Source organism: Roseovarius sp. MS2 (genome assembly GCF_051447875.1).
GTDB lineage: Bacteria > Pseudomonadota > Alphaproteobacteria > Rhodobacterales > Rhodobacteraceae > Roseovarius > Roseovarius mucosus_A.
This window is the reverse complement of record NZ_JBKHVF010000001.1, coordinates 807099-819074: the sequence shown is the minus strand read 5'-3', so window position 1 is coordinate 819074 and position 11976 is coordinate 807099. Positions and strand designations below refer to the sequence as shown.

The following is an 11976-nucleotide window of genomic DNA, read 5'->3' as shown; positions in this document are numbered from 1 at the left end:
ATGACCGACCTGCCTGTTGCCCGCCACCTGCTTCATCACGCCCCTGATCGGGTGTCTGATACGGTCGTGCTGGATTATGACGCGCGGCTGATGCGCCGCAAGCGGCTGGTGGGGCGGGATGGCCTGGCATTTCTTGTCGATCTGGCAGAGGTGACGAACCTTGACGATCACTGGGGCTTTGCGCTCGACGATGGGCGCGCGGTGGCGGTCGAGGCCGCACCCGAGGATCTAATTGAGGTGCGTGGCGATCTTGCGCGGCTGGCTTGGCATATCGGCAACCGGCACACGCCATGCCAGATTGGTGCGGATCATCTGTGTATCCGCCGCGACCACGTGATCGAGGCGATGCTGGCCTATCTGGGTGCAAAGCTGACGCCCGTCACTGGCCCGTTCCGGCCCGAGGGCGGGGCCTATGGCAAGGGGCGCACCATGGGGCATGACCACGGGGATCACAGCCACGCCCATCACAGCCACGCCTGATGCTCAGCTCTGGGCATCTCACGCTTGTGCAATGGCTCTCGCCAGCCTTTCCAACCGGGGCGTTTGCCTATTCACATGGTCTGGAGGCTGAGATTGCGGCAGGCACGGTGCGGGATGCCGCAAGCCTTGTGGTATGGCTTGGCAATATCCTGCGATACGGCGCTGGCTGGCAAGATGCGTTGCTGCTGGCCCATGCGCTGGATGGGGAATGTGACAGGCTCGACGATCTTGCACGCGCGCTGCAACCCTGCGCCGAACGCTTGCAGGAAAGCCGGGAACAGGGGGCGGCACTGGCGCGATGCGTGGCGGGGATCACTGGGCGCGCCTTGCCCGCGCGTTTCCTACCTGTGGCGGTGGGTGAGGCGGCGGCGGCGCTGGACCTGCCCAAGCGCGATGTGATCGCGCTTTATCTGCATGGCTTTGTCGGGAACCTTGTGACCATCAGCGTCCGCCACGTGCCATTGGGTCAGACCGAAGGGCAGGCTGTGTTGGCGCGGCTTTTGCCGGAAATTCACGCGCAGGCGGATCGGGCGGCGCGAGCCACCCTTGACGAGATCGGGACCTGTGCGCTGGCGGGTGATCTTGCGGCGTTGCGACATGAAACTCAGGACGTGAGGATATTCCGGACATGACAGGCAAGAGCATGAATGGCCCGCTGCGTGTGGGGATCGGTGGCCCAGTGGGCGCGGGCAAGACGACGCTGACCGAAATGCTGGCGCGTGCGCTGGCGCCGCGCTGTTCGATGGCGGTTATCACCAATGACATTTACACCCGCGAGGATGCCGAATACCTCTTGCGTGCGCAGGTCCTGCCCGCAGACCGCATTCGCGGGGTGGAAACCGGCGGCTGCCCGCATACGGCCATTCGCGAAGATGCCTCTATCAATCTGGCCGCAGTGGAGGAGCTGACGGCCGCCTTTCCTGATCTCGATCTCATCCTGATCGAGTCGGGCGGTGACAACCTTGCCGCGACGTTCAGCCCGGAATTGGCGGATATTACCCTTTATGTGATTGATACTGCCGCCGGTCAGGACATTCCGCGCAAACGTGGGCCGGGGGTAACGAAATCGGGCCTGTTGGTGGTGAACAAGACCGATCTTGCCCCCTATGTTGGCGTCGATCTGGTGCGTCTTGAGGCGGATACGGCGCAGGCCCGCGCTGGCAGGCCCTATGTGCTGGCGCAATTGCGGCGCGGCTTGGGCGTTGATGCCATTGTCGATTTCATCGTTGAGGAGGGGGGATTGCAGGTGCAGCCACCCCTGGTCCTGGTGGCTGGAGTGCCGGGCAACTAAGGCACAAGGCCGTTGAGAAACACCCGGATTGCCAATCTTTGCCGCATGGCAAGGGCCTCTGGTGTTGCAAGACAGGTGGGATCCAGCAGAGACTCCAGCGGCCATGGCCGCACCATATCGAGCAGCAGGAGCGCCGCGTCGGTTGTATCTGCAACCGCAATTTCACTTCGGTCAAGACCACGGTCCAACTCGGCCTTGAGGATCGACAGATCACGTCGCATCAGGGTTTGGACCAGATCGCGGCCAATATCCGGTGCCTGCGGCACCTGTGCGATGAAGGCGCGCAGGATTTCCAGCGGCAAGCCATAACCCTGATGCCGGACACCTTGCGATAACACACGCTCAAGTCGCGCGGCGATGGGCAGGGCCGTGTCGGCGTCGGGCAGCGGACGGATGAACGCATCGGCCACCTTATTGATATAGGCCCGAAAGAGCGCGCTGCGGCTGGAAAAAGCGGCATAGAGCGTCCGCTTGGACATTCCTGCATGGGCGGCGATTGCCTCCATCGTGGCCCCGTCTAGACCGCGCTCGGCATGCACCGCTTCGAGTGCGGCAAAAATGGCGTCGCGCCGGTCTTCGCAACTGCGTGTGACCGGGCGTCCGCGCCGGATCTTGCTCTGGGCTTGCTCGCGTCGTGTGCCATCTCGCATCACGTGGCCTCATTTTCGCACATTGGTTGTGCGCATGGCGCTGTGCTGTTGCCATTTGCCCGTTTGTCATATTTATAAAACGCACGCGTTTTATATCTGACTGGACGCCGTTCTGCCAATCCATATCGTGAAAGGGTCTCTGATGGCTGCGTTTCCCCGAATGATCCGCGTGCTCGCGCTCTGTGCTGGCTTTGTGCCGGGATTTGCCATTGCGCAACAGGCCCAGGGGCCGACACCCGTGACCGTTGTAACGCTTGCGCCGCAGGATGTGACCTTGACGTCGCTCTTGCCGGGGCGCGTGGCAGCTTCGGCAGAGGCTGAGGTGCGTCCGCAGGTCAATGGGATCATCACGGAACGCCTGTTCGAAGAAGGGGCTGATGTGACCATCGGTGATCCCCTCTATCAGATCGACAAGGCCACCTATGAGGCCACTGTGCGGCAGTCGCGTGCCGGTGTGGCGCAGGCCGCAGCGCAGCTGCGCGCGGCAGAGCGCGAGGCGAGACGTCTGGTGGAACTGCAATCCCGAAATGTCGCCAGCGAGCAGGCGCTTGACGAGGCGACATCGACTCGAGATGCGGCGGCAGCAGGGCTGGAACTCGCCGAAGCACAGCTCAATTCTGCGGAAATCGAGCTGTCACGCACAACTATTCGGGCTCGCCTGTCGGGGCGGATAGGCCTGTCATTAACCTCGCAGGGTGCGCTTGTGACCGCAAGCCAAGCCCAGCCTTTGACTGTGATCCGCAACATCAATCCGGTTTATGTCGATGTGACGCAATCCGCTGCAGACCTCTTGCGGTGGCGGCGCGGTGAGACGGAGCGCGAGCTTGAGGATGCGGATGCCACGGTGCGGCTCAAGCTGGCGGATGGCTCGGACTATAGCGAGACAGGTCAGCTCAAGGCGGCGGAACCCAATGTGAATCCGCAAACCGGGGTTGTCACGCTGCGGATGCAGTTCGACAATCCTGATCTTCTTTTGCTGCCGGGGATGTATGTGCAGGTCGATATGCCGGTTGAAGTGGCGCGCGATGTGTACCTCGTGCCGCAAGAGGGCGTGGTTCGCGATCGGCGCGGTCGTCCGCTTGCTTGGGTGGTCAATGGCGACGGTGTGATCGAGGAACGCGCGCTGAACATTATCCAAGACCGTGGCAATGCCTGGGTGGTGGATGAGGGGTTGAACCCTGGTGATCGCGTGATGGTGGCAGGGTTCCAGAAAACCGCACCGGGGGCGACCGTGACGCCTGAAGAGCGCGCCGCCGCACAACAACAATAACCGACCGGGCAGAGGATATTCCGAATGGCCAGCTTTTTTATCGACCGCCCGGTGTTCGCATGGGTCATTTCGATCCTGATCATGGGGGTCGGGGTGCTGGCCATCCTGATCCTGCCTGTGGCGCAATATCCGCAAATCGCGCCGCCCTCTGTCACGGTCACCGCCAATTATCCCGGGGCCTCAGCCGATACTGTGGCCAATACGGTGACACAGGTGATCGAGCAGCAGATGACCGGGCTGGACGGCCTGCGCTATTTCTCGTCTCGCTCGACCTCGGCGGGCAGTGCCGAGGTGACGCTGACCTTTGAGACGGGCACAGATGCGGATATCGCGCAGGTGCAGGTTCAGAACAAACTAGGTCAGGCCACGCCACTCTTGCCCGAGATTGTGCAGCGTCAGGGGATCACGGTCGAGAAATCCTCGGCAGGCTTCCTGATGGTGGTTGGGATGATCTCGACCGATGGCACGCTCGATCAGGTGGACCTGTCGGATTACATGGTCACCAACCTTGTTGATGAACTAAGTCGGACCGAGGGGGTCGGATCGGTCAACGTTTTTGGTGCGCAATATGCGATGCGTATCTGGCTCGACCCGTCCAAGCTGGCGGGATTCGGCCTGACGCCATCAGACGTTGTGGCGGCGGTTTCGGCGCAGAACGCGCAGATTTCTGCTGGTGCCTTTGGCGCGCAACCGGCGGTCGAAGGCCAACAACTCAACGCCACGATCACCGCGCAATCGCTGCTCAGCACGCCTGAGGATTTCCGTCAGATCGTGCTGCGTGCCGAGACTGACGGCGGCCTCGTGCTGCTCGACGATGTGGCGCGGGTCGAGATTGGGGCGGAAAACTATGCCACGACGGCGCGGTTCAACACCGATCCTGCGGCAGGTATGGCGATCACTCTGGCTCCGGGGGCGAATGCCCTCGACACGGCGCGCGCGATCAAGGAGCGGATGGTCGAATTCGCCCGCTTCTTTCCCGAAGGTGTGGATTACGTGATCCCCTATGACACCACGCCCTTTGTCGAAATTTCGATCAAGGAAGTGGTCAAGACCCTGTTCGAGGCGATTGGTCTTGTGTTTCTCGTGATGTTCCTCTTCCTGCAAAACCTGCGCGCGACGCTTATCCCTACCCTCGCGGTGCCTGTTGTCTTGTTGGGCACCTTCGGGGTGCTGGCGGCGGCGGGGTTCTCGATCAACACGCTGACGATGCTGGCGATGGTGCTGGCGATCGGCCTTTTGGTTGATGACGCGATTGTCGTTGTTGAAAATGTCGAGCGTATCATGGAGGAAGAGGGCCTTGGCCCGCGTGAGGCTACGCATAAATCCATGGGCCAGATCACCGGAGCGCTGGTGGGCATTGCCATGGTGCTTTCGGCGGTGTTCGTGCCGATGGCGTTCTTTCCCGGATCGACCGGCGTGATCTATCAGCAATTCGCGATCACCATCGTGTCCGCCATGGCGCTGTCGGTGGTGGTTGCGATCACGCTCACGCCCGCGCTCTGCGCGTCCCTGCTCAAGGCCAAGAATGGCCATGGTGCGACGCGCGGACCGTTCGCGTGGTTCAACACCGGCTTTGGTAAGCTGACCAATGGCTATGGCGGCGCGGTGGGCTGGTCGGTGCGCCGCCCGGTGCGGGTGTTCGTCGTCTATTTGGCGTTGGCGTTGGGCATGGCGCTGATGTTCTTGCGCACGCCCACCGGGTTCCTGCCCGAAGAAGATCAGGGCATTCTCTTTACCCTCATCCAAACCCCTACCGGATCAAGCGCCGAGCGCACGCTGGAGGTGATCAAGCAGGTCGAGGATTATTATCTCGAACAAGAAACCGATGTTGTGAACTCGATGTTCGGCGTCGTCGGCTTCAGCTTTTCGGGGAATGGGCAGAACATGGGTCTGGCCTTTGTGCAGCTCAAGGATTGGGAAGAGCGGACCGAACCGGGACAGAGCGTGCAGGCCTTGGCGGGCCGTGCCTTTGGGGCCTTTAGCCAAATCCGCGATGCGATGGTGTTCCCGGTCGTGCCGCCCTCGGTGATCGAGCTGGGCAATGTGTCGGGCTTTGATTTCTACCTGCAAGCGCGGGCGGGGCAAAGCCATGCCGATCTGATGGCCGCGCGCAATCAGCTGCTGGGCATGGCGGCGCAAAGCGATCTTATCGCCTCGGCTCGGCCCAACGGGCTAGAGGATGCAGCGCAATACAATCTTGATATCGACTGGCGCAAGGCGGGGGCTATGGGGCTGACGCCGACGGATGTGGGGCAATTGCTCCAGATTGCTTGGGCGGGCAGCTATGTGAACGACTTCCTTGATCAGGGCCGGATCAAGCGGGTTTATGTTCAAGGAGAGGCCGACGCGCGCGCGCAACCCACCGATATTGACAAATGGCGGGTACGAAACGCCAGCGGCGGGCTGGTGCCGTTTTCCAATTTCGCCGAAGGGCGATGGGATTACGGCGCGCAGGGGCTTTATCGTTACAACGGCATCCCATCGGTGCAGTTGCAGGGCTCGCCCGCGCCCGGTGTGTCGACAGGCGAGGCGATGGCCGAGATGGAGCGTCTCGTGGCGGAACTGGGACAGGGCTATGAGCTGGCCTGGACCGGGCTGTCGCTGGAAGAGCGCGAGTCGGGCAATCAGGCACCGCTGCTCTACGCGCTTTCTTTGGCGGCGGTGTTCCTGTCATTGGCGGCCCTCTATGAAAGCTGGTCAATTCCCTTTGCGGTCATGTTGGCCATGCCCATCGGCATCGTGGGCGCGCTGACCGGCGCGTGGATTGGCGGGTTTGAGAATGGGGTATTCTTTCAGGTGGGGCTGCTGACGGTGGTGGGCCTGACGGGCAAGAATGCGATCCTGATCGTAGAGTTTGCCCGAGAACGCTATGAGGCAGGCGAGACCATTTTGGAGGCGGTGATCGAGGCGGCGCGTCAAAGGTTCCGACCGATCATCATGACTTCGATGGCGTTCTCTCTTGGCGTTCTGCCGCTTGTGCTGAGTTCTGGCGCAGGGTCCGGTGGGCGCAATGCCATTGGGTCCGGCGTGCTGAGCGGCACCATTTCGGGCACAGTGTTGGGCGTGGTTTTTGTGCCGCTCTTCTTTGTGATCGTGACGCGTCTCTTTGGCCGGGCCAAGTCGCGCGATTGACCTTGGGCAGTTCCCGGCAAGAGCCGGGGACTGTCACGTGATTGTTGCCTGAGCATTCTAAACGCCTGAGCAACTCGGCCAGTTCTGGGCCGGAGTTGATCAAACTCAGGAGACAAGAATGACCTACCCCCTTCAATCCCTGTCCCGTCGTGCCGTGCTGGCCACGGGTGCCGCCGCCCTGGCGACCCCGCTGATTGCGCGCCGCGCGCTTGCCTCGTCTGGCGAGGTGAATGTTTTTGCTTGGGGCGATTACTTCCAGAATGGCGAGATCCCCGAAGCCTTTACCAAGGCCACCGGCATCAAGGTGAATGTCTCGACCTATGGCTCGAACGAAGAAGCCGCGTCCAAGCTGCGCGCCGCTGGCGGCAAGGGCTTTGACATTCTCTTCCCCTCGGTTGACACCCGTCCCAATTATGACGAGGGCAACCTGTTGTCTGAGATCGACGAGAGCCGCCTCAAGGTGGATCGGATCGAGCCCGCGCTGTGGCGTTCGTCGCTGGAACTGGGGGCTGCGCATCGCGGCAAGCGTTATCTGGTGCCGTTCGATTGGGGCACTGAGGGCATGACGTGGGATTCGAGCGCTGTCGATGTCGCGCCCGCCGATCTGTCCTATGCCCATCTCTGGACTGATGGTCTGGATGGCAAGGTTGCCATGCGCCAGAAATCAGTGCTGATCACCCTTGCGATCTATCTCGACTCGATTGGCGAAGTGCCGTCGAACCGGGCCATGGATCTCTACAAGACCGAAGAAGACACGCGCCGTATCTTTGATGCCTGCGTGGCCTTTGCCGCCAAGAACAAGGCCAATATCGGCGCTTATTGGAATAACGCCACCGAGGCCACCGGTGCCTTTACCGATGCGGGCTGCACCATCGGCCAGACATGGGATACGACCGGCATCAAGCTGCACATGGATGTGGACCCCAAGTGGCGCTATGCCGCCCCGAAAGAGGGCGCTCTGGCGTGGATGGATACCGCTGCGATCCCCTCGGGTGCCGAGAATGTCGATCAGGCCTATGAGTTCCTCAACTTTCTGATGAGCCCGGAAATCGGCGGCATGTTTGCCAATGCGACCGGCTATAATTCAGCGGCTGTCGGCGCATCGGCGCATCTGAGCGAGGCCAACAAGACGGCGTTTGCCTTTGCCTATCAGAACGGTGCGATCGAGAACCTGTGGTGGTGGCCGATGTTCACGCCGTGGTTCTCGGCGGTGCGCGAAGAGTATTCCGAAAAACTGACCAACGCCTGAGCTGACAGAGTGGCGCGGGGAGAGTTCCCCGCGCCCGTTTCATGGAACGACCCCAATGACAGTTTCCGCTCGCGGTATGGAAATCACCCTCTGCTCAGCCGCCGTGCGATTTGGCGACTTTCAGGCCGTGCACCCTACGGACCTGACCATTCGCGCGGGCGAGTTTTTCTCGATCCTTGGCCCCTCGGGCTGTGGCAAAACCACGATTCTGCGCCTTGTCTCGGGGTTTTTGGACCCTTCAGAGGGCAGCATATTGATCGGTGGCCGGTCGATGGCGGGCATTGCGCCCTCGGACCGTCCAACTGCGCTGATCTTTCAGAATCTCGCGCTCTTTCCCCTGATGCCAGTGTGGGAGAATGTCGCCTTTGGCCTAGAGATGCGCGGCTGGAGCAAGGCCAAACGCCGCACGCGGGCGCTTGAACTGCTCACGATGGTCGCCCTTGGCGAACAGGCCGACAAGCTGCCTTCGGAATTGTCGGGGGGCCAACGTCAGCGGGTGGCGATTGCCCGTGCTCTGGCCGTTGAACCGGCGGTTCTGCTGTTGGACGAACCGCTCTCGGCGTTGGATCTCAAGCTGCGGCAGCACATGCGCGCCGAACTCAAGCAGTTACAGCGCGAGACTGGCATCACCTTTGTCTATATCACCCATGATCAGGGCGAGGCGCTGACCATGTCTGACCGGGTGGCCGTCATGAACGCCGGACGGCTGGTGCAATTGGGCACGGCGGACGACCTTTATGACCGCCCCACTGATGCCTTTGTTGCAACCTTTGTCGGCGAAACCAACCGATTGACCGGGCGCATCGAGGCGGTAGACGGGCAAAGCGCCCGCATCGCCACACCCGAGGGGGCCTTTGTCGCGCTCAATCCGGCGGGTTTGAGTGTTGGCGCACAGGCGTTTCTCTTTTTGCGGCCCGAGCGGTTGCATGTGCTGACCGAAGGCGAGAGCCGCGCCAACATGCTGGCCGGTGGCCTCATACGTCGCGATATGGAGGGGGCATTCTCGACGCTCGTGATTGACACCGGCCAAAGCCATTTGACCGTGCACCGCGTGAATGGCGGGGGCATCCCCCTTGCGGAGGGCCCGTTGCGCCTTGGGTTCTCGCAAGAGGCTGGGGTAATCCTGCCCTTGGGCGAAACCGCCCATGACTGAGTTGCGCCGCGCCTTTGGGGCACCCTTGTCGGCACTGATCGTGTTTCTGGTGGGGGTCTGGATTCTGGGCCTGATTGCCGCGCCACAGATCATCATGATCGGGCAGTCGTTCTGGACCATGCAGCGCCCCGAAGGCGCCGCCGAACTGTCGGTCAAAATCGACGGGCTCTACAATCGTCTCGATGTTCTTGCGCTGGACCATCAGGCCGCCGCAGACGCCACAGCCCGCGCCGCTATCGACACCGAGCGCGACACGGTTCGGGCCGAAATTGCCACGCTCGAAGCCCGGGAAACCACGCCTGTCAAAACCTGGACGCTGTCCAATTACGGGCAGATGGGGCAGGCGCATCTTGCAATCTTTGCCAAGACGATCCTTGCCTCGCTTGCGGTGACGGCCATCGCCTTTGTCGTCTGCTATCCCATCGCTTTTGCCATCGCCAAGCTAGAGCCGCCGCGCCGGGCCGCGATGATTATGATGGCGCTGATCGTGCCCTATGCCCTTAACGAGCTGCTGCGGGTCTTTGCCTGGCAGATGATCCTGAACTACGGTGGGCCGATCAATGCGGCCCTTGGGCTGGTGGGGATTGGCCCGGTGCCCTTTCTAGAAAGTGGGTCTGGCGTCTTTATAGCCATGGTCTATGCCTATATCCTGTTCATGGTTTTTCCGCTCTACAACGTGCTGGAAACGCTCGATACCCATCAGATCGAGGCGGCGCGGGATCTGGGGGCCGGAACCCTTCAAATCCACCGCCGCGTGGTGCTGCCGCATGCCCGCCCCGGGATTGCAGTAGGCTGTATCATGACATTCATGCTGTCGGCGGGGTCTTATGCGGTGCCCTATATCATGACGCGCGGCACCGCTGATCCGTGGTTCACGCAACTGGTCTACAACCGCTTTTTTCAGGCGACCAACTGGAACGTAGGGGCCGCCTATGCGCTTAGCCTGCTGGTCGTCTGCACCGGGTTCATTTTCCTGATGATGCGGCTGCTCAAGGTTCGGCTCAAGGACATTGCGAAATGAGAGGGCAGGGCAGCGGTGTTATCCTCCGCCTCTATATGGCGCTGTTCTTTGTCTATATGTTCCTGCCGCTCGGGATCATGGTTGCAGCGGGATTTAATGCCTATTCGCCGCCGTCTGTCACGGTCTGGCAGGGATTTACGCTAGGCTGGTTTGGCGAACTTTGGGCGGATGCGCGAATGTGGTCGGGCCTGCGCAACTCGCTGATCATTGCGGGGGCCGTGATCGCGCTTGCTCTGCCGATGGGGTTGGCGGGGGCCCTTTTGCTGGGGCGGTTGGGCACGCGGGCGGCTGGGGTGCTCTATACGTTGATGGTGTCACCACTTTTGACGCCCGGACTTATCTTGGGCATCTCAACCGTAATTTTCTGGCGCAATTTTGAGGTGGCGGGGGGGCTGTTCACTGCGATTCTTGCGCAGACCACCTTTGTTGCCTCTTACGCGATGCTGATGTTCATGGCGCGGTTGCAGCGACAGGATGCAGCGCTGGAAGAGGCGGCGCGTGACCTTGGTGCCACGCCTTTGCAGGCGTTTCGCCGGATCACCCTGCCGTTCCTGCGCCCCACCATCGCCACGGCGGCTGTCATCGCCTTCTTGCAGAGCTTTGAGAATTACAACACCACCATGTTTGCCATCGGCGGTCAGCATACGCTGGTAACGGAAATCGGATCCCGTATGCGTTTTGGTCTCTCGCCGGTGGTCAATGTCATCGGAATTCTCTTTATCCTTGCAACGATCACCTGCGCGGTGATCTGGGCCATCCTCAAAGAGCGCGAGCGCCGCGCCGCAAACGGAGCATCGGCATGATCGACACATTCTCGGCCCCCGGACGGTTCTGGCGCGGCAATCTGCACACCCATTCGACCCGCTCAGATGGGGTGTTGCCCCCTGAGGAGGTCTGCCGCCGCTATGCCGCCGAGGGCTATGATTTCATGGCGCTGACCGATCATTTTGTCGGGCGCTACGGCTATCCGATCACCGATACCCGCGCCTATCGCAGCAATCGCTTTACCACCCTGCTTGGGGCCGAGTTGCATTCTGGCGCTTTGGTCAATGGCGAGGTGTGGCATATTCTGGCCGTGGGTCTGCCGGATGATTTCGCCCCCTCCCATTCCCCCGAGTTCAAACCGGTTGCCAATCAGGAAACCGGACCCGAGATTGCGGCGCGGGCCGTCGCCGCCGGGGCCTTTGTTGCCGTGGCACATCCACAATGGTCAGGGCTGACACTCGCCGATGCGCGCAGTCTTACGGCGGCGCATGCGGTCGAGATTTACAACCATGGATGCCATATGGGCTGTGACCGGGGAGACGGCTTTGGGATTGCCGACCTCTTGCTGAGCGAGGGGCGGCGTCTGAGCCTGATTGCCACAGATGACGCGCATTTCTCGGAACCGGATCATTTCGGTGGCTGGGTCATGGTCAAGGCAGCGGAAAACAGCCCCGAGGCTCTGCTTGCCGCACTCAAGGCGGGGCTGTTTTATTCCAGCCAAGGTCCTGAAATTCGCGCGCTGCATCTGGAAGACGGGGCGGTCGAGGTTGAATGCTCTGCTGCGTCTGCGGTGATCGTGCTGGGCCACGGATCAGCCGGGGTGGCGGTGCATGGCCATTCCATGACCCGCGCGCGCGTTACCCTTGACCCCCGCTGCGTCGCCTCACCGTGGCTTCGGGTCACTGTGGTGGACGCGGCAGGCAAGCGCGCATGGTCCAACCCGATCAGGAAGGGCTGAGTAGGAC

11 protein-coding genes are annotated in these 11976 nt (G+C 61.5%); 10 read left to right on the top strand and 1 reads right to left on the bottom strand.

What is annotated here, in order from left to right:
* The 3 genes from ACLGGT_RS04105 to ureG are packed head-to-tail and all read left to right on the top strand — an operon-like array spanning position 1 to position 1771.
* The gene (locus ACLGGT_RS04105) at positions 1–480 is read left to right on the top strand and encodes an urease accessory protein UreE (protein WP_437195101.1); all 480 of its coding nucleotides are present in this window, start codon (positions 1–3) and stop codon (positions 478–480) included.
* Positions 480–1112: an urease accessory protein UreF gene (locus tag ACLGGT_RS04100; RefSeq protein WP_437195100.1), complete on the top strand. Its 633-nt coding sequence runs from the start codon at positions 480–482 to the stop codon at positions 1110–1112. The genes ACLGGT_RS04105 and ACLGGT_RS04100 overlap by 1 nt, the downstream gene beginning before the upstream one ends.
* Positions 1109–1771, top strand: a complete 663-nt coding sequence (gene ureG, locus ACLGGT_RS04095; protein WP_008279412.1) for an urease accessory protein UreG — start codon at positions 1109–1111, stop codon at positions 1769–1771. Before ACLGGT_RS04100 ends, ureG begins: the two co-directional genes overlap by 4 nt.
* Here the strand turns inward: ureG and ACLGGT_RS04090 are convergent.
* Positions 1768–2421: a TetR/AcrR family transcriptional regulator gene (locus ACLGGT_RS04090; RefSeq protein WP_219435964.1), complete on the bottom strand. Its 654-nt coding sequence runs from the start codon at positions 2419–2421 to the stop codon at positions 1768–1770. The genes ureG and ACLGGT_RS04090 overlap by 4 nt on opposite strands.
* A 160-nt stretch (positions 2422–2581) precedes the next feature.
* Here ACLGGT_RS04090 and ACLGGT_RS04085 point away from each other — a divergent pair, with 160 nt between their 5' ends.
* The 7 genes from ACLGGT_RS04085 to ACLGGT_RS04055 all read left to right on the top strand — a co-directional run bounded on the left by ACLGGT_RS04085 (position 2582) and on the right by ACLGGT_RS04055 (position 11969).
* Positions 2582–3691 (top strand): efflux RND transporter periplasmic adaptor subunit, encoded by a 1110-nt coding sequence (locus tag ACLGGT_RS04085; RefSeq protein WP_081508627.1) that lies wholly within the window; start codon positions 2582–2584, stop codon positions 3689–3691.
* Between the two features lie 24 nt (positions 3692–3715).
* Positions 3716–6823, top strand: a complete 3108-nt coding sequence (locus tag ACLGGT_RS04080; RefSeq protein ID WP_008279409.1) for an efflux RND transporter permease subunit — start codon at positions 3716–3718, stop codon at positions 6821–6823.
* 118 nt (positions 6824–6941) lie between these two features.
* Positions 6942–8072 (top strand): extracellular solute-binding protein, encoded by a 1131-nt coding sequence (locus tag ACLGGT_RS04075; RefSeq protein ID WP_437195099.1) that lies wholly within the window; start codon positions 6942–6944, stop codon positions 8070–8072.
* Positions 8073–8148: 76 nt separating this feature from the next.
* Entirely contained in the window at positions 8149–9225 is a 1077-nt protein-coding gene (locus ACLGGT_RS04070; protein ID WP_437197393.1) for an ABC transporter ATP-binding protein, read from the top strand.
* On the top strand, positions 9218–10246 hold the full coding sequence (locus tag ACLGGT_RS04065) for an ABC transporter permease (RefSeq protein WP_437195098.1): 1029 nt from the start codon (positions 9218–9220) through the stop codon (positions 10244–10246). Before ACLGGT_RS04070 ends, ACLGGT_RS04065 begins: the two co-directional genes overlap by 8 nt.
* The gene (locus ACLGGT_RS04060; RefSeq protein ID WP_437195097.1) at positions 10243–11049 is read left to right on the top strand and encodes an ABC transporter permease; all 807 of its coding nucleotides are present in this window, start codon (positions 10243–10245) and stop codon (positions 11047–11049) included. The genes ACLGGT_RS04065 and ACLGGT_RS04060 overlap by 4 nt, the downstream gene beginning before the upstream one ends.
* Complete coding sequence (locus tag ACLGGT_RS04055) at positions 11046–11969, top strand: PHP domain-containing protein (RefSeq protein ID WP_437195096.1); 924 nt, start codon at positions 11046–11048, stop codon at positions 11967–11969. Before ACLGGT_RS04060 ends, ACLGGT_RS04055 begins: the two co-directional genes overlap by 4 nt.
* The last annotated feature ends 7 nt before the right edge of the window (positions 11970–11976 follow it).